At 73.8% G+C, this 17,746-nt stretch carries 14 protein-coding genes and 1 pseudogene; 6 read left to right on the forward strand and 9 right to left on the reverse strand.

What is annotated here, in order from left to right:
* The coding region (locus IE249_RS04655; RefSeq protein WP_229857527.1) for a DoxX family membrane protein at positions 1–429 on the forward strand (429 nt) is incomplete at its 5' end.
* 78 nt (positions 430–507) lie between these two features.
* On the opposite strand, the gene IE249_RS04660 is transcribed toward IE249_RS04655, so the two are convergent.
* Entirely contained in the window at positions 508–750 is a 243-nt protein-coding gene (locus IE249_RS04660; RefSeq protein WP_189703458.1) for a hypothetical protein, read from the reverse strand.
* On the reverse strand, positions 737–2,293 hold the full coding sequence (locus IE249_RS04665) for a PspC domain-containing protein (protein WP_189703459.1): 1,557 nt from the start codon (positions 2,291–2,293) through the stop codon (positions 737–739). The genes IE249_RS04660 and IE249_RS04665 overlap by 14 nt, the downstream gene beginning before the upstream one ends.
* 244 nt (positions 2,294–2,537) lie before the next feature.
* Between IE249_RS04665 and IE249_RS04670 the strand changes: the two genes are divergently transcribed.
* Together IE249_RS04670 and IE249_RS04675 are read left to right on the forward strand one after the other, a co-directional pair.
* The gene (locus tag IE249_RS04670; RefSeq protein WP_189703460.1) at positions 2,538–3,827 is read left to right on the forward strand and encodes an ATP-binding protein; all 1,290 of its coding nucleotides are present in this window, start codon (positions 2,538–2,540) and stop codon (positions 3,825–3,827) included.
* Positions 3,827–4,588 carry a LuxR C-terminal-related transcriptional regulator gene (locus IE249_RS04675; RefSeq protein ID WP_189703461.1) on the forward strand — a complete coding sequence of 254 codons (762 nt, stop codon included), beginning with the start codon at positions 3,827–3,829 and terminating at the stop codon, positions 4,586–4,588. The genes IE249_RS04670 and IE249_RS04675 overlap by 1 nt, the downstream gene beginning before the upstream one ends.
* Positions 4,589–4,647: 59 nt before the next feature.
* Here the strand turns inward: IE249_RS04675 and IE249_RS04680 are convergent, their stop codons facing one another.
* A complete protein-coding gene (locus IE249_RS04680) occupies positions 4,648–5,706 on the reverse strand; it encodes a C40 family peptidase (RefSeq protein ID WP_189703692.1) in 1,059 nt (352 codons plus the stop codon).
* Positions 5,707–6,166: 460 nt separating this feature from the next.
* On the opposite strand from IE249_RS04680, the gene IE249_RS04685 reads away from it, so the two are divergent.
* Positions 6,167–6,520, forward strand: coding sequence for a hypothetical protein (locus IE249_RS04685; RefSeq protein ID WP_189703462.1), 354 nt, complete (start codon positions 6,167–6,169; stop codon positions 6,518–6,520).
* Here the strand turns inward: IE249_RS04685 and IE249_RS04690 are convergent.
* Both IE249_RS04690 and IE249_RS04695 read right to left on the reverse strand, forming a co-directional pair.
* A complete protein-coding gene (locus IE249_RS04690) occupies positions 6,498–7,481 on the reverse strand; it encodes a tellurite resistance/C4-dicarboxylate transporter family protein (RefSeq protein WP_189703463.1) in 984 nt (327 codons plus the stop codon). The two genes, IE249_RS04685 and IE249_RS04690, sit on opposite strands and share 23 nt — an antisense overlap.
* A 126-nt stretch (positions 7,482–7,607) precedes the next feature.
* Positions 7,608–8,840 carry a C40 family peptidase gene (locus IE249_RS04695; protein ID WP_189703464.1) on the reverse strand — a complete coding sequence of 411 codons (1,233 nt, stop codon included), beginning with the start codon at positions 8,838–8,840 and terminating at the stop codon, positions 7,608–7,610.
* Positions 8,841–9,060: 220 nt separating this feature from the next.
* Between IE249_RS04695 and pcrA the strand changes: the two genes are divergently transcribed.
* Positions 9,061–11,544 carry a DNA helicase PcrA gene (pcrA, locus tag IE249_RS04700; RefSeq protein WP_189703465.1) on the forward strand — a complete coding sequence of 828 codons (2,484 nt, stop codon included), beginning with the start codon at positions 9,061–9,063 and terminating at the stop codon, positions 11,542–11,544.
* A 91-nt stretch (positions 11,545–11,635) separates the two neighbouring features.
* On the opposite strand, the gene IE249_RS04705 is transcribed toward pcrA, so the two are convergent.
* Both IE249_RS04705 and IE249_RS39680 read right to left on the reverse strand, forming a co-directional pair.
* Entirely contained in the window at positions 11,636–13,081 is a 1,446-nt protein-coding gene (locus IE249_RS04705; RefSeq protein WP_444544801.1) for a M23 family metallopeptidase, read from the reverse strand.
* A gap of 222 nt (positions 13,082–13,303) precedes the next feature.
* Positions 13,304–14,170: an esterase/lipase family protein gene (locus IE249_RS39680; RefSeq protein ID WP_189703467.1), complete on the reverse strand. Its 867-nt coding sequence runs from the start codon at positions 14,168–14,170 to the stop codon at positions 13,304–13,306.
* Positions 14,171–14,814: 644 nt separating this feature from the next.
* Here IE249_RS39680 and icmB point away from each other — a divergent pair.
* Positions 14,815–15,231, forward strand: coding sequence for a coenzyme B12-dependent isobutyryl CoA mutase small subunit (gene icmB / locus IE249_RS04715; RefSeq protein ID WP_189703468.1), 417 nt, complete (start codon positions 14,815–14,817; stop codon positions 15,229–15,231).
* A 74-nt stretch (positions 15,232–15,305) separates the two neighbouring features.
* Here icmB and IE249_RS04720 read toward each other — a convergent pair whose 3' ends face one another.
* Together IE249_RS04720 and IE249_RS36195 are read right to left on the reverse strand one after the other, a co-directional pair.
* Positions 15,306–16,937: a DUF5691 domain-containing protein gene (locus IE249_RS04720; RefSeq protein ID WP_189703469.1), complete on the reverse strand. Its 1,632-nt coding sequence runs from the start codon at positions 16,935–16,937 to the stop codon at positions 15,306–15,308.
* Between the two features lie 255 nt (positions 16,938–17,192).
* Positions 17,193–17,746 (reverse strand): annotated as a pseudogene (locus IE249_RS36195) (SWIM zinc finger family protein); the annotation flags it as partial.

A 17,746-nucleotide genomic window follows, 5' to 3' on the forward strand; every position in this document is an offset into this window, starting at 1 on the left:
TTCCTGGGCGTCACCTTCATCTACGCGGGTCTCGACAAACTCACCGACAGCTCCTTCATGAAGGCCGCGGGCTCCGGCTCGCTCGGCGACACCATGCGCGCGGTCCGCGACTCCGCGGCCATCCCGGCCCTCGTCGACCTGGCCCTGAAGAACCCGGTCGGCTTCGGCTACGTCATCGCCCTCGGTGAACTGGCCGTCGGCATCGGCACCCTGCTCGGCCTGCTCGGCCGGCTGGCCGCGCTCGGCGGCGCGCTGATCTCCCTCAGCCTGTGGCTCACGGTCAGCTGGGCCTCCACCCCCTACTACTACGGCAACGACCTCGCCTATCTGATGGCCTGGCTGCCCCTGGTGCTGGCGGGCACCCCGATGTTCTCCCTCGACGCGGCCCTGCGCTCGCGCCGCCGGCGCGGGGCCGGCGACTACCTGTAGCCCGGCAAGCTCCTCGCCTGCCCCCCCGGCCGGGGCGTCCGCCCGCCGCCCCGCTCGCTCAGCAGCCCGCCGGCTCCCTCAGGAGCCCGCTCCCTCCGTCCGGATGCCGTCGGCCGGGGTGCGGCCCGACCGGCGCCTGCGTACCGCGCGGTCGAGGACGGCCGCCGCTCCGGCCAGGCACAGGCCGCCCACGACCAGCGGTATCGCCACGAACCAGGGCGCCTGCCAGGCGCCGGCCGCGTCGCCCGCGTAGAGGACACCCACGGCTGTCAGGAAGACACCGGCCACCAGCCTCCCGGGCTGGAACTCATGACGCAGCACGGCTCACCTCCGCCTGTCCCAGCCCGACCTGCAGGTCGAGTTCGATCGTCCCGGCGTCCTTGGTCCCGGCGGGCGGGGGCAGCGTCACCTGCTGGTGCTTGCCCGGCGCCACGTCCACGTCCTTGGAGCTGTCGCCCGGCAGCTGGATGTCGCCGAGCCCCACGTCGATGCCGGCCCGCACCGTCACGTCCCGGGGGACGACCACCCGCAGGCGTCCCGCCCCCACCTGGGCGCGAGTCGTCACCGTGTGCCCCTGGCCCGGGCGTATCCGGGTCAGGTCGAGGGTGCCCTCGCCGGTGCCGAGGGTGTAGTGGCCCTGGACGTCGGCCGTGGCGGCGGGCTGCCATGTCCGGTGTGTCCACTGGGTGCCGATGTCCTTCGGGAGGGCCGCCGAGGCGGTGAGCAGGGCCGCGGTGATCAGGGCCAGCAGCATCGAGCCCGCCCCCGTGCGCCCGAGGAACGAACTCACCGCCACGCCCAGCCCGAACACCACCAGCGCGCAGGCGAGGCCGGTCTGCAGGCTGGTGCCGAGCGCGTGGTGTTCCCAGGTCAGACGGGTGCCTAGGCCGCCGGCGAGCAGGGCGAGCAGGAATATCCAGCCGCCCGTCCAGCGGGGGCCGCGCGGGCGCGGCGGCTCGGTGCGAGGGCTGCGCGCGTCCTCTCCGGCGTAGGCGCCGAGGCTGATGTTGACGGCGGCGGCGATGTCCCGGTCGCGCGAGTCGCTGGGGCCCCACAGATAGCCCGTGCCCCCGACATGCGTCCCGTCCTTGACGATGGGGTCGCGCCACCAGGACGGATAGCCGGCCGGGACCGGCGGCGCCTTGGCCTCCGGCGGTGCGTCGGCGGCGGCCTGGGCGGCCAGAGGGTCGGGGTCGGGGGCGCCGCGGTGCCGCGACCAGTACCCGGCGCCCGCGAGGAGCAGGGAGACGACCACGGCGAAGGTGAGCACCCCGGCGTTGCTCAGCACGGACAGGAACACTCCGCAGCCGACCAGCGCGAACAGCACGGCCGCCAGCGCCTGCCCGTCCACCCGGCCGGTGAGGAGCTTGCGCACCTCGTTCTCCTCCTCGCCCTCGTAGGGCACGAAGAGCCAGGCGAAGCCGTAGAAGATGAGGCCTATGCCGCCGGTCCCGGCGAGCACGGCCAGGGTGATCCGGAAGATCACCGGGTCCATGTCGCACAGCCGGCCGAGGCCGGAGCAGACCCCCGCTATCGTCCTGTTCCGCCCGTCCCGCCGGAACCCCGGCATCCCCCCGGCGGTCCGCGCACCCTCCTCGGGCGCGTCCGGCCGCCCGGACGCCTCCGCTGTCCCCGTCACCTTCGCCTCTCCCCTCGGGCGGGCCCTGCCGGCCTCGTCCGGCCGTCCGCCCGCTCCTCCCTCTCCGCGCGCGCCCGCCCGCTCGTGCGCGCGCGACTCCTCACCGGCACCCGCGCCGCCGGCGGCGGGCGAGCCGGGCGTCGCGTCCCGCGGCCCGGCGCCCGAGGGCGGACGCGGACCGGAGCCGGGTCCCCTGCCTCTCCCGGCGTGCTGGTGATTCGTCATGCGTCCATGGTGACGGGCGCGCCGCCGCCACGGCAGCCCGGACTACCCTGGCCGAACCCTGATTCGCCCCTGACCCCCCGCCGGGGATCCGTTCGACCAGCCCCTCCCGCGACCGGACCCGCGCATTCCGCGGCCCGCCCCGTGCCGTCCGCATGCCCTGGCGGCAGGCGCGGTCGGAGATCAGGGGAGTCTCGGGGGCGGACCCTGATGCCCTCTTCGCCGTGGGCGTGTGACCATCAGTGGCATGCCGGAAGCCGCAAGCCTGCCCCTCGACGACCCGCGGCCGCCGCGCAAGCTCTACCGCAGCAGCGACGGACGCTGGCTCGGCGGAGTGGCGCGGGGGCTGGCCGGGCACCTCGGGCTGCCCGTGGTCTGGGTGCGGCTCGTCTTCGCGGGCCTGTTCATGGCGGACGGCCTGGGCGCGCTGCTGTACGCGGCCTTCTGGTTCTTCGTGCCCCTCGGCGTGGGAGGTGTCGGCGGCCAGAAGCCGCCGTCCCTGGTCACCACCGAGACCTCCCCGGACGGCCGCCGCAGAATCGTCGCCCGCAAGCCGGACCGGGGCCAGATGGTCGCCCTGCTCCTCATGGTCGTCGTGGCGACCGTCTTCGTCGGCAGCGTCAACCTGGGCAGCGGCGCCAAGGCGTACCTGGTGCCCGCCGTCCTCGTCGCCGCCGGTGTCGCACTGGTCTGGCGCCAGGCCGACAACGCCCGCCGGGCCCGCTGGGTCGAGGTCGGCCGCCGCCGCCGTACGCTCACGCTGCTGCGCGCCGGCGCCGGCGTCCTGCTGGTCACCGCCGGCGTCTCCGCCATCTTCGTCCTCCAGGGGTCCGCCGCGCACCTCGGCTCGGTCCTCCAGGCGGCCCTCGCCGTCCTCGTCGGCATCACGCTGCTCGCCGGTCCGTATCTCGTGCGCATGACGCAGGACCTGTCCGAGGAGCGCCTGATGCGCATCCGCGCCCAGGAGCGCGCCGAGGTCGCCGCCCACGTCCACGACTCGGTGCTGCACACCCTGACCCTGATCCAGCGCAACGCGGAGAACCCCGGCGAGGTGCGCCGCCTCGCCCGCGCCCAGGAGCGCGACCTGCGAGCCTGGCTCTACAAACCTGAGGGCAACGGCAAGGACGAGGCCGACGAACCGGCCACCCTCGCCGAGGCGGTCAAGCGCAACGCCGCCGAGGTGGAGGACAAGCACGGCGTGCCCATAGAGGTGGTCGTGGTGGGCGACTGCCCGCTCGACGAGCGGATCGGCGCCCAGATGCAGGCCGCGCGGGAAGCCATGGTGAACGCCGCCAAGTACGGTGGCGAGGGCGGCGCCGTGCAGGTCTACGCCGAAGTGGAGGGCAGGACGGTCTTCGTGTCCGTCCGGGACCGCGGCCCGGGCTTCGACCTCGACGCGATACCCGCCGACCGGATGGGCGTCAGAGAATCGATCATCGGCCGCATGGAGCGCAACGGGGGCATGGCCCGGCTGCGCGCGGTGCCGGACGGCGGCACGGAGGTCGAGCTGGAGATGGAGAGGGCGGAGAACACGTGATGAGCGACCCGACCGAGGCGAACGGTACGGCGGGGGCGGAAGCGGCGCAGGCCGCGGAGGCCGCCGGGAGCGGTGCGGGCGGCGCGGGGGGCGGGACCGGGCGGCGGGTGCGCGTGGTCCTCGTCGACGACCACCGCATGTTCCGCACCGGGGTGCAGGCCGAGATCGGCCGGACCGACGAGACCGGTGTGGAGGTCGTCGGCGAGGCGGCGGACGTCGACCAGGCGGTCACCGTCATCACCGCGACCCGCCCCGAGGTCGTCCTCCTCGACGTCCACCTGCCCGGCGGCGGCGGGGTCGAGGTGCTGCGCCGCTGCGCAGGGCTGATGGCCGACGCCGAGCGGCCCGTGCGCTTCCTCGCGCTGTCCGTCTCGGACGCGGCGGAGGACGTGATCGGTGTGATCCGCGGCGGCGCCCGGGGCTATGTGACCAAGACGATCACGGGCTCGGACCTCATCGACTCGGTCTTCCGCGTCCAGGAGGGCGACGCCGTCTTCTCCCCGAGGCTGGCCGGATTCGTCCTCGACGCCTTCGCCTCGACCGACGCCCCGCCGGTCGACGAGGACCTGGACCGCCTGACCCAGCGCGAGCGCGAGGTGCTGCGCCTGATCGCGCGCGGGTACGCGTACAAGGAGATCGCCAAGCAGCTGTTCATCTCGGTGAAGACCGTGGAGTCCCATGTCTCGGCGGTCCTGCGCAAGCTCCAGCTGTCCAACCGCCACGAGCTGACCCGCTGGGCGACGGCCCGCCGCCTGGTGTGATTTCGGTGTGAGCCGGTGGCGGCCCCGCCGCCCTCCCGCGCGAGATCCGCACCGGGGTCTCACACCACCCGGGTCGCCCCCGCGAACGGCATCTGGTCGATCGGCGCCACCCGCACCGGCGCCGAGGGGTTGGGGGCGTGGATCATCCGGCCGCCGCCGATGTAGATGCCCACGTGGCTGACGCCGGAGTAGAAGAACACCAGGTCGCCGGGGAGCAGTTCGGAGCGCGAGACACGACGGCCCGCGCCGATCTGGGCGTAGGTGGTGCGCGGCAGGGAGACCCCGGCCGAGCGGTACGCGGCCTGGACCAGCCCCGAGCAGTCGAAGGCGTCGGGCCCGGTGGCGCCCCACACATAGGGGCTGCCGAGCTTGGCGTAGGCGTACGAGACGGCCGCCGCCGCACGGGAGTCGGGCGCCTCGGCCTGCCCCGGCACGCCGAGCGGGTCCCGCGCGCCGTCCGAGCGGGACGCGTGCCCCGCGTCGCCGCCCTCGCCGATGGCCGCCCGCTCCCCGGGGGAGAGCTGGGACAGCAGCCGCCGGGCCTCGTCGAGCTTGCCGTTGATCGTCCTCTTCCGCAGCCGCAGCTCCGCCTGCCGGTCCTTGAGCGAGGCCAGCTCCACGCGCGCGTCCCCGCGCAACTGCTCGATCTCCCGGACCTGTCTGCGGACCCCGGCCACGGCGGCCGACTGCCGGGAACCGGCCCGTTCGGCGAGCTCGGCGCCCTCCAGGTAGTGCCGGGGATCGGCGGAGAGCATCAGCCGTACCGTCGGATCGAGACCGCCGGCACGGTACTGCGCGGCGGCGATCGAACCGAGCGCGTCGCGCGCGGAGTTGAGCCTCTCCTGCCTGCGCGCGGCCTCGTCGGCCAGCGTACGCAGCCGCCGCTCGGCCGCGCCCGCCTTCTCCTTCGCGCCGTTGTACTTCTCGGTGGCGGCCTCCGCCTCCTGGTACAGCTTGTTCACTTTGGCCCTGACCTGCGCGGGCGTCGGCCGCGGCGCGGCCTGCCCGGTGCCGTCGAAGACGGCGGCGGTCGCCGCGCCCGCCAGCGCGATCGTGACGGCGGTACGGGCGGTGCCGCCGCCGAGCGGATGTCTACGGGGCTTGCGGTGCGCTGCCACGTGGACCGTCACGTCCCTTCGTCCGGCCGCCGGAGTGGGCTGCGCGTCCGGCGGCGGCTCGCACAGGGGGAGCAGGCCGCCGCCGGACCTCTTGGCGGTGGTGTCCGACTGCCGCCCCTGGCCCGGGCGGCGGTGGGGAGCCGGTCACCTGGGGGAGGACGCTAAACCCGTCCGTGACCGCTCCGTGACTCCATGTGCGGAACTGGCGTGAGCGGACCGCCGGGTGACCGTATGTGACCGTGATCGCCGCGCAGGGGGGCGTCCTTCACGCGGAGCGATGACCGAAGCTGCGGTTCGCGGGCGGGCGGACGCCGCCGGGTGCTATGGGGCGCATATATGCAACCCCTGTGGCGCGGCCGCGTTGGCGCGTACATGCGACCCTTAGGCGTGCGGGCGCACGCGGCCGTCCGCGAGGGCCGGTGTCCGGACCGGGCGAGGGCCCTGGTTAGGCTCCGGCCTCATGGACGTACTCATCCATCTCTTCGTCGGCCTGCACATCATCGGCATCGCCGCGCTGCTCGGCGGTTTCCTCACCCAGATGAAGGCGATGGGCCAGGGCACGGCCCGGTTCGTCCCCGCGATGCTGCACGGCGCGCTGACCATGCTGGTCACCGGTGTCGTCCTCGTCGGCCTCAACGAGGCCCAGGACCACCACGTCGACACGATCAAGATCGGTGTGAAGCTCGCGGTGCTGGTCGTGATCCTCGGCCTGGTCTACGTCAAGCGCGACGACGAGAAGGTGGACAAGAGCCTGTTCGGCCTGGTGGGGTTGCTCACCATGGCGAACATCTTCATCGCGGTGCTGTGGACCTGAGCGCCGCCACCCCCGCGCGCGCGTCCGCGGCCGCGCCCGCGGCGACGGCGAGCCACGCCGCCACAGCGATCCACAGCAGCACCTGCCCCGGGACCTTGAGCCAGGGGTAGTGCAGGGCGGTGGCCACGGACAGCATCGCGGCCGCCGACATGCCCATCGGGAACACGGTCGACCAGCGGCGCACGTCGTAGCCCAGCCGGGGCCGCGCCACCTCGCAGGCGAGCAGGACGACGTACCAGCACACGTCGAGGGCCACGAGAACGATGGTCGCCGTGCGCAGTACGCCGCTGTCGTCGGCGTTCCACAGGTACAGGCGCGCACTGTTCGCGTCGGTCAGCCTGGCCCCGGCGAGCGCCGAGATCGCCAGCGCGCCGCCGGCGACCCAGTGGTCCCCGCGCCCCTCGACGACCTGCCGAGGGTCGAAGCGGCTCAGCGCGAAGACGTAGAGCGCGAGGCCGAGCCAGAAGGCGACCAGCGCGGCGTGCGCGAGCCACGCCGTGGTCACCGCCTTGGCCAGCGCGGCCGCGAGCACCGCCAGCCCTTCGGTGGCCACACAGCACAGGAACACCGAGCCCGGCATGCGCCGCCCGCTGTGCCGCAGGACCAGCACCAGCAGCCACGGCCACACCCCCACGGCGAGCGCCAGCAGGGCCCCGGCGAGGGTCTGCCACCCGAGCGCGGAGAACCGGGTGCCCAGCACGGTCGTCGCGGCGACGGCGGTGAGCGCGCCCGGTGTCCCCGCCTCGGCCGTCCACTCCGACCGGTCGCGCAGCAGTCGTACGGCGAAGTCCGCGGCCAGCGCGATCCAGGCGGCGCAGGCCGGCACGAGGACCACGCGGGACAGCGGTTCGTGACCCGCCAGGTGCAGTCCGACCGACACGATGCCGGTCGCCATCACGGCGGCGCCGGCCGCCGGCGGACGCTGCTCCAGCCAGGCGCGCAGGGGAGAGGTGGCGGGCATGGCCCGATGCTAGAGAGCTTCGCGCGCCGTGCGAGCGGGGCACGCGCGCGGGCGCGCACAAAACGCGAACGCGCGCGAAACGGGGATGAGCGCGAAACGGGGGACGAGCGCGAAAGCGGCCCCGCGTCAGGCCGGGCGCACCACGCCCTCGACGGCGGGGCCGCCGGCGCGGTGGATGGGCTCCTCGCACACGTAGCCGCCGGGGCGCGGGGCGTGGATCATCATGCCGTCGCCCGCGTAGACGCCGATGTGGCCGATGCCGTCGCACTCCTCGTTCCGGAAGAGGACGAGGTCGCCGGGGACCGCCTCGGCCGGCGGGACCGTCCTGCCCGCGCCCGCCTGGCCGGGGATGGTGCGCGGGAGGGTGACGCCCGCCGCTTTCCACGCGGCCTGCGTCAGACCGGAGCAGTCGTACGATCCGGGGCCGGCCGCGCCCCAGACGTACGGCTTGCCGATCTGCGCGCGGGCGAAGGCGAGGGCCTTCGCGGCCTTGGGGGCGTACGAGGTGTCCGCTGCGACCGGTGCGACCGGGGCGACCGGCGCGACGGAGGGCACCGGCGGGAGCGACGCGACAGGCGCGACCGGTGCGACGGAGGGCACCGGCGGGAGCGGCGCGGCCGCCCGGGACAGCAGTTCGCGGGCGGTGGCGAGCTTGTGCTGGACGGCGGCCTTGGCCGACCTGATGTCGTGCCGCGGCGCCGACGGAGCCTCGCGGAGCTCCTGGGGCCCACGGACCTCGCGGACGGGTACGGACTCCTGCCGCTGCCGGGGGATCACCGGCCGAGTGGCCGCCGGAACAGCCGGAACAGCCGGGGCCGCCGGAACAGCCGGGGCCGCCGCAACCGCGGGGTTCGCCGGGGCGGTGTGGTTCTGGACCAGGCTGCGCTGCCGGGCGGTGAGCCGGCTCATGACCTGTGCCGGGTCGTAGTAACCCTGCGGGGTGCCCGCGAGCAGCTCGGCCGCGGCCTCGGGGGCATCGGGCGCGGTCCGGTTCTGCGCGGCGGTGAAGGCGCCGAGCATCTCCCGGGCCCGGGTGAGCATGTCCACGCGCCTGGCGGCCCTCTCGGCCCTCGCGCCCCCCTCCGTCCGATCGGCCCTTTCCGCTCCCTCGGGCCTCTCACCGGCCGCCGGCGTCCGCGGCGGGACCGCCTGCTCCGTCGACGACTCCGCCCGGCGGTACAGGTCGTCGATCTTCCGCTGGATCTCTTCCCGGCTCGGCCGGCCCGTGTCCCCGGCGGGGGAGTCCTCGGCCGCGGGGGCGAACAGGGTGACCGGGGCGAGGGCCGCGGTGGCCGGTGCGGGGATGCCGAGGTCTGCTACGCGCGTAACTGCGGGGCGCGTCCTGCGGTGCGACGCCAAGGGAGGCGACTCCTTCCATCGTCCGCCTCGGATTGGCGGTGAAGCTGGGGCCCGGGCCTTCGAGCCCGTACGGCCTGGACGGCACGGTAACCAACTCGTGTGGCTCATGTGAAGGTTGGAGTGACATATGTCCGATACGTTTTCGTTATCTTGTGCCGCAGGGGCCGTCTTCCCGGGGCGGCCCCGGGTTGTCGGTGGCGCGCCCTAGACTCGTAGAGCGATGAGCAGCCTCTTTGACGACAGCTTCCTGGCGGATCTCCAGGCCCCGCGCGGCCATGGGGAGGAGCCCCCGCCGCCGCCCGAGGACGATCACGCTCCGGAGCCGGTTCCGGACGATCTGTTCGGCGGGAAGTTCGACGTGCCGCCGGACCGGGACGCGTACTACCGGGACGGGGCGCCGCGCCCCGCGGCGGACCCGGCCGCGCTCCTCGAGGGGCTGAACGAGAACCAGCGCGCGGCCGTCGTGCACGCCGGCGCCCCGCTGCTCATCGTGGCCGGCGCCGGCTCCGGCAAGACCCGTGTGCTCACGCACCGCATCGCGTACCTGCTGGCCGAGCGGGGCGTCCACCCCGGCCAGATCCTCGCGATCACCTTCACCAACAAGGCCGCGGGCGAGATGAAGGAGCGCGTCGAGCAGCTCGTCGGGCCGCGGGCGAACGCGATGTGGGTGATGACCTTCCACAGCGCGTGCGTGCGCATCCTGCGCCGGGAGTCCAAGAAGCTCGGCTTCACGTCCTCCTTCTCGATCTACGACGCGGCCGACTCCAAGCGCCTGATGGCCCTGGTCTGCCGCGACCTGGACCTCGACCCCAAGCGCTACCCGCCCAAGTCGTTCAGCGCCAAGATCAGCAACCTGAAGAACGAGCTGATCGACGAGGAGGACTTCGCCGCACAGGCCACCGACGGCTTCGAGAAGACGCTCGCGCAGGCCTACGCGCTCTACCAGTCGCGGCTGCGCGAGGCCAACGCCCTCGACTTCGACGACCTGATCATGACGACGGTCAACCTGCTGCGCGCCTTCCCGGACGTCGCCGAGCACTACCGCCGCCGCTTCCGCCACGTCCTGGTCGACGAGTACCAGGACACCAACCACGCGCAGTACGCCCTGGTCCGCGAACTCGTCGGCACGGGCTCGCACGACGAGGACGTACCCCCGGCCGAGGGTGACCTCCCGCCCGCCGAGCTGTGCGTGGTCGGTGACGCGGACCAGTCGATCTACGCCTTCCGCGGTGCCACCATCCGCAACATCCTCCAGTTCGAGGAGGACTACCCCGACGCGACGACGATCCTGCTGGAGCAGAACTACCGCTCCACGCAGACGATCCTGTCCGCCGCCAACGCGGTCATCGAGCGCAACGAGTCCCGCCGCCCGAAGAACCTGTGGACCAACGCCGGCGCGGGCGCCCGCATCGCCGGGTACGTCGCCGACACCGAGCACGACGAGGCGCAGTTCGTCGCCGACGAGATAGACCGCCTCACGGACGCGGGCGAGGCGAAGGCCGGCGACGTCGCCGTCTTCTACCGCACCAACGCCCAGTCCCGTGTCTTCGAAGAGGTCTTCATCCGCGTCGGCCTGCCCTACAAGGTCGTCGGCGGTGTCCGCTTCTACGAGCGCAAGGAGGTCCGGGACGTCCTCGCCTATCTGCGGGTGCTGGCCAACCCGGAGGACTCCGTCCCGCTGCGCCGCATCCTCAACGTGCCCAAGCGCGGCATCGGCGACCGCGCCGAGGCCATGATCGACGCCCTCGCCCAGCGCGAGCGGATCAGCTTCCCGCAGGCGCTGCGCCGCGTCGACGAGGCGTACGGCATGGCCGCGCGGTCGGCGAACGCGGTCAAGCGGTTCAACACGCTGATGGAAGACCTGCGCACGATCGTGGAGTCGGGCGCCGGCCCGGCGACCGTACTGGAGGCCGTGCTCGAACGCACCGGCTACCTGGCCGAGTTGCAGGCCTCCACCGACCCGCAGGACGAGACCCGTATCGAGAACCTCCAGGAACTGGCCGCCGTGGCCCTGGAGTTCGAGCAGGAGCGCGGGGAGGGCGAGCCGGTCGCGCTGTCCGACTTCCTGGAGCAGGTCGCGCTGGTCGCCGACTCCGACCAGATCCCGGACGAGGAGGAGGACGGTTCGGGCGTCATCACGCTGATGACCCTGCACACCGCCAAGGGCCTGGAGTTCCCGGTCGTGTTCCTCACCGGCATGGAGGACGGCGTGTTCCCGCACATGCGCGCCCTCGGCCAGACCAAGGAGCTGGAGGAGGAGCGCCGCCTCGCCTACGTCGGCATCACGCGCGCGCGAGAGCGGCTGTACCTGACCCGCTCGGCCATGCGCAGCGCGTGGGGACAGCCCTCGTACAATCCTCCCTCCCGCTTCCTGGAGGAGATCCCGCCGACACACGTGGACTGGAAGCGCACGGGCGGTTCCTCGCCGGTGACCTCCGGCCCCGCCTCCGCGGTCGCGTCCTCGCTGTCCTCCTCCCGGTCCCGCTCGTCGGCGTCCGGCGCCTCCGGGTTCGCCACCCGGCGGGCCTCGGAGAAGCCGGTGGTGTCCCTCGCGGTCGGCGACCGGGTCACCCACGACCAGTTCGGTCTCGGCACGGTGGTCGCGGTCAAGGGCACCGGAGCCAACGCCGAGGCGACGATCGACTTCGGCGACACCAAGCCGAAGCGGCTCCTGCTGCGGTACGCGCCGGTGGAGAAGCTGTAGAAAGCCGAACCGCCCCCGGGAGCCGGGGGCGGTCTCGTCATCGTCCGGTCAGGGCCGGGTCAGGTCGGGGCCGGGTCGGGTGAGGGCCGGATCAGGTCGGGTCCAGACCGTGGCTGCGCAGCCACGGCAGCGGGTCTATCGGCGACCCGCCGGCCGGCCTGACCTCGAAGTGCAGGTGCGGGCCGGTGGAGTTGCCCGAGTTGCCGGAGTACGCGATGGGGGTGCCGGCCTTCACGACCGTGCCGGAGGGCACCCGGTAGCTGGAGAGATGGCAGTACCACGTCTCCGTGCCGTCCTTCGCGGTCACGATCATCATGTTGCCGTAGGCGCTGTTCCACTGCGTGCGCACGGTGCCGTCGGTCGCGGCCATGACCGTCGTCCCGTAGGAGACGGGGAAGTCGATGCCGGTGTGCACGGACATCCAGTTGACGCCGGCCTGGCCGAAGTAGGCGCTGAGCCCCCTCTGGGTGACCGGCAGGACGAACTTGGGCCGCAGCCGCTCCTTGCGGGCCGCCTCCTCCGCCGCCTTCTTCTTCTCGGCGGCCTGCTGCGCCTTGAGGTCGATGCGCTCCTGGGTGCGGCTGGCGCGGTCGGCGAAGTCGTCGGCGCCGGCGGACAGGCCCTGCAACTGGGTGTCCAGCTTGTTGTTCGCGGTGGAGGGGTGCACCGGCTGCGCGTCGGAGGCGGCGGCCGAGGTGTCCTTGGTGTCGGAGCCGAGGCCGCCGACCGAGGCCGCGGCGATGCCGGCGACGCCCATCACGCAGACCGAGGGGACCGCCACGGTCAGCAGCGCGGAGCGCTTGGCGGGGGTCCGGCGGCGGGAGCGGGAACCGCCGCGCGAGGAGGCGCGCGGGCCGGGAGCCGGGGCGGCGGACGGGGTAATCTCCTCCTGGTCGTCCAGCAGCGGCGGGACGACGGACGGCTCATCGGTGGGCGTGGGCTCCGATTCGCCCTCGGCGGCGGGGAGTTCGGCCTCCTCGTAGGAGTACGGGTCCTCGGCGGGGCCGGCGGTGTTCCACTGGGTGGCGTCGTAGGCGCCTGTGTCGAAGGTCTGCGCGTTCCAGTCCCAGTGCTGGGTGGCCTCCGCGGTGCCCGACTGGTCGGGCTGGAGCCAGCCCTGCGCGTCCCACTGGCCGGTGCCGTCGACGGGCCCCGACTGCTGCGGGACGGCGGCGAGTTGCTGGTAGCCGTCGGTCCAGGCGGTCGTGTCGTAGGCCCCGGTGTCGTAGGCGGCGTGGTGCTGGGCCGCGTACGGGTCGTAGTTCAGGGTGTGGTGGCCGTCCGCGGCCCAGTGGGCGGTGTCGTACGAGCCGGTCGCCTGCGCGGTGTCCGCCGGGAAGGCCCCGAAGAGGGGGTCGGCCGCGAACTGCCCCGTGCCGTAGGTGCCGGTGTGAAATCCGGTGGCGGTGTGGTCGCCGTACGTGGTGAAGTCGCCGTACGCGGCTTCCTGTGCGCCGTACGACGCATACGGCGTCGAGGCGGCATCGGAGGCCGGAGCCGGGGTGGCCACGCTCCCCGACGGGTGACGGTCGTTCACCAACTTCTCTTTCGCCTCGACAACAGGGGCTGCCAGAGCAGTGCGGCGACTGTACCCGGCGGTACGCGGGCGCGACAATCTTCCACAGGTTTCCCACACATGGGAAACGGGCATTCGGCCGTGTTTCGGGGCTGTGCGGACACGGCTTTGGGTTTGCGTTCGAGGACAGTTCGACCCCGATGGGTCAACGCGGCGCCGTCGGGCACCCGTCGGCAGCCCCTCCTACGCGACCGTGAGGCCGCCGGCGCGGGAGGCGGACGGGTCCTTGGGCCGTACGGCGTCCAGCGCCTGGCGTATGCCGGTCGCCACGGCCGGGTGGACCGGCAGGGCGAGATGCCCGATGCCGCTGACCTGGATGTTCTCCGCCCGGAGGTCGGGGTGGTCGATGCAGGCCGACTCCAGCGGGTCCATCAGGTGGTCGAGATCGCTCCAGAAGCTGACGAAATGCGTACGGCAGCCGGGCGCGGGCCCGGACAGCTCCTCGATCAGCTCCGAACCGGGGCGCATCTGGCGCACGATCGGGTGGGCGTTGGCCAGCGGGGCCACCCGGGTGCCGGCGTGCGGGGTGCCGAGCGTGACGAGGGTGCGCACCCGCAGGTCGCCGCCGAGGCGCTGCACGTAGTACCGGGCGATCAGGCCGCCGAGGCTGTGTCCCACGACGTCGACCTGCCGGCTGCCGGTGCGCTCGCAGATCTCCTCGATGTGCCGGCCGAGCAGCTCGGCGGCGGTGCGGATGTCACAGGTCAGCGGCGAGTAGTTGAGGGACTCGACCCGCTGCCGCCCGTGCTGGGCGAGGTTGCGGCGCAGCAGGACGAAGACGGAACGGTTGTCGATGAAGCCGTGCAGCAGCACTACCGGGGGCTTGGCCTCCGTCGGCAGCTCGGTGGCGCCCTCCGGCGCGGGGAGCGGGCAGGACGGGCCGCGGCGCTCCTGGATGATGCCGGACGGATACAGCAGCAGGTGGCCGGCGAGGATCGCGAGCTCGAGGGCGGTCGCCTTCAGGAGGGCCAGTGACAGTCCCGCGAGCCTGGTCGGGAGCAGGCGCTGACAGAGCGGAAGGAAGGGGTCTGCGACGCTGGTGACCTTCATGGCCGACCTCCTGTCGGCACGCGGGAGGACAGCTCCGTCCCCCGTGTGCCCTCGTGGGCAGCCGCGGCGAAGGCGGCCGACGGGGCGTGAGCGGGACACACGAGGGGCGTCCGGTGCGCGGCGCGTGCGATGCCGCCGTGTCCGGGCGCCGCGCCGGTGTGCCGGCGGGTCCGTCCGCCGTACCGCCGGAACTGCCCTGTGTGTCCTTCGTGCCCTCGTCGATGCGCCGCACCACTGCGTCGCGCGGCTTGCGGCGCGGTGGTGCGACGACCTCGTTGCGGCTCCCGTGACGCTTGTTCCCGCTGCGGGCCCCGTGCCGCGGCGAGGTGCGGCCCGTGGGCCGCTAGGACGTGCAACTCGGCGCGGCATGGGGTTCCCCCTTGCCCCAAGTGCCCGGGGGAATGTCCCATCGTGTGATTTCCCCCTCGGTCCGCACCGTGAAACTGCCGGTTGCGGGATGCTGGCGATAACGTTCGTTCACTTCCCCGGACGGTGTGGTGCGGGGCGTCCGTCCCGAGGTGGCGCAGCCGGAGCGGTGAACGGCGGAACGCACGGCATGTGCGGTATGCCCGGCATGTTCGATGCGCTCGACATATGCGGTACTTGTCAGTACGGATGGATGTAGTCGCTTCATGGAGGCAGTGATGGGTGTGGCAGCCGGTCCGATCCGCGTGGTGGTGGCCAAGCCGGGGCTCGACGGCCACGATCGGGGCGCCAAGGTGATCGCGCGGGCGCTGCGCGACGCCGGTATGGAGGTCATCTACACGGGGCTCCACCAGACCCCCGAGCAGATCGTCGACACCGCGATCCAGGAGGACGCCGACGCGATCGGGCTGTCCATCCTCTCCGGCGCGCACAACACGCTGTTCGCCGCGGTGATCGAACTGCTCAGGCAGCGCGACGCGGAGGACATCGTCGTCTTCGGTGGCGGGATCATCCCGGAGGCGGACATCGCGCCGCTCAAGGACAAGGGCGTCGCGGAGATCTTCACCCCGGGCGCGACCACCCAGGCGATCGTCGACTGGGTCCGCGCCAACGTCCGGGAGCCGGCCGGGGCGTAGGCCTTCGCGGTACGCCGGGACACTGAGACCCGGGTGCCGCCCGGAGCCGTCCTCGCCCCGGTCCGGGGCGGGGCTCAGCCGGGCTGCGCCGGATCCAGCTCCCGCGCCATGGCGGAGCGCAGCCGCAGGGTCGTCACCAGCCGCTGGAACGCCTCGGCCCAGTACCCCCCGGCGCCCGGTGAGGTGTCCTCCGTCTCGTCCGGCACCGCCATCAGCGCGTCCAGCCGGCTCGCCTCGGCGGGGTCCAGACAACGCTCGGCCAGCCCCATCACTCCACTGAAACTCCATGGGTAACTCCCTGCGTCCCGCGCGATGTTGAGCGCGTCGACCACCGCCCGTCCGAGCGGCGCGGACCACGGCACCGCGCACACCCCGAGCAGCTGAAACGCCTCGGACAGTCCGTGCGCCGCGATGAAACCGGCCACCCATTCGGCCCGTTCGGCGGCGTCCAGCGTGCCGAGCAGTTTGGCGCGCTCGGCCAGGGACACCGCGCCCGGGCCGCCGGCCCCGGGCGCGGCGGGCGGGCCGAGCAGCGCCCGCGCCCACCGCGCGTCCCGTTGCCGCACCGCCGCCCGGCACCACGCGGCGTGCAGCTCGCCCTGCCAGTCGTCCGCCACCGGCAGCGCCACGACCTCCTGCGGGCCGCGCCCGCCCAGACGCCCGGTCCAGGTGTCCAGCGGCGCCGCCTCCACCAGCTGCCCGAGCCACCAGGACCGCTCGCCCCGGCCCGTGGGCGGCCTGGGCACGACACCGTCGCGCTCCATGCTCGCGTCGCACTCGTGGGGGGCTTCAACGACGATCGTCGGCGTCCCGCGTGTGTGGTCGACGGCCACGCAGGCCCCGGCCCTGGCCGCCATCCGCGCGGCGAGCGCCGATCCGGGCAGGGCCGACAGCAGCTCCGCGGCCGTGGCGCGGACGTTGCGGCTGCGGTCGGCGAGCGCCTGCTCCAGGAACGGCTCGTCCTCCGGGGCGAGGCCCGTGCGCAGCGAGTCGAGGAACATCAGCCGGTCCTCGGCCCGCTCGGCCGCCCAGGTACCGGCGAGCAGCTCGCGCGCGGCGGCCGGCCTGCGGGCGCGTATCGCGGCGAGGAGCGCGACCCGCTCGGCGAACAGGCCCTCCTCCCACAGCAGCCGGACCCGGTCGGCGTCCTCCGGGCCGGGCAGCGACGCGCCGCCGCCCGGGGCCGCGCGCAGGGCGAACCGCCAGTCCGGGTTGAGCCTCGCCAGCCACAGGGCGCGCGGGCCGGCGAAGGCCAGCACCGCCGGACGCAGGTCCGTGCGTCCCCGGGCCGCGTCCAGCAGCGCGGGCAGCGACTGTGGGGGAGGGGCGTAGCCGTGCGCGTTCGCCGCCGCGAGCCACTGGGGCAGCAGTTCCATGAGGTCGGGTGCGGTGCCCCTGCGGCCGCCGCCCGCCGTGCCGGGCCGGTCGGCGATCAGGAGGGCCAGCCTGCGGGCCGCCGCGGCGGGCAGGGGCGGGCGCGGGTCGGCGGGGGCCGGCTCCGGGCGCCGGGCCGCGGGAGCGGGACGCAGCCCGGCCCGTCGCCGTACGGTCTCCAGGGCCGCCGCGTCCAGCAGCGCCATCGGCGCCTCCCGGCCGGGCGCGCCGCCCGGCGGCCTGCGGCGGTCGGTGCCGAGCAGAGCCGTGGTGACCAACTCCTCCCAGGCGCCCGCCGTGGGCGCCTCCACCGGGGCGGAGGTCCTGATCATGAGCTTCCTTTCCGTTGCCGGGTGCCTGGGAGTGGTTGAGGGGTCACCGAGCCGGGTTTCCCCTGGGGCTGAACAAATGCGTGTAACGCGTGAGAAAAGGGCGAACGGGTGAGCTCTGCCGACGGTCGGTGTGCGCCTTTCGGGTGAGGCTTCCCGCTCCACCGGCGGCGCCCCGCTCCTCGGCCCGACGTCACTCCATTGCCGGACGCGATGGGCCCCTGACCGGCCCGAATGTCGCGCAGCGTGAAGGAGATGTCAACACAGAGTCACCAATTCGCCCCCGTCCCGCGGCCAGGCCGTCAGCGGGGTGAACCCGCGGTGGCCGCACTCGCCGAAAACGGTCACCGGGGCGCCGCCCGACAGCGCCACCAGCCGCCACAGCCCCGGGCGGGCGAGGGCCGCCGGTGTCAGCGGCAGCGCGGCCTCGGACCCCGCGTCGGCCAGCTGCCAGCCCTCGCCGTCCCGGACCGGCACGACCTCCGTCAGCGTCACCGGGACCGACTCCAGCCACGGGTCGTCCCGCAGCGCCTCGCCGTAGCACGCGGCCGCCTGCGCCGCCGTCACCCCGGGCGGGCGTATCTCCGTGGGCGCCGGGGCCGCGAACCGCTCGCCGAGTGCCGCGCGCAGCCGCCCCGCGCCCGGATGGGCCCGGACCTCCGCGTCGAAGGCCAGTCCCACCGGGAGGGTGAGCTCCGGGGCACGGCCGGCCGCGCCGTAGGACAGGAGCAGGGCGCTGCGGCCGGTACCGGTGCCGTGCAGCCAGATCCTGCGCGTGGTCAGCTTGGCGTCCGCGGTGTCGTACTGGGCGA

This window comes from Streptomyces anandii JCM 4720 (assembly GCF_014650655.1).
In the GTDB taxonomy this organism is placed as follows: domain Bacteria; phylum Actinomycetota; class Actinomycetes; order Streptomycetales; family Streptomycetaceae; genus Streptomyces; species Streptomyces anandii.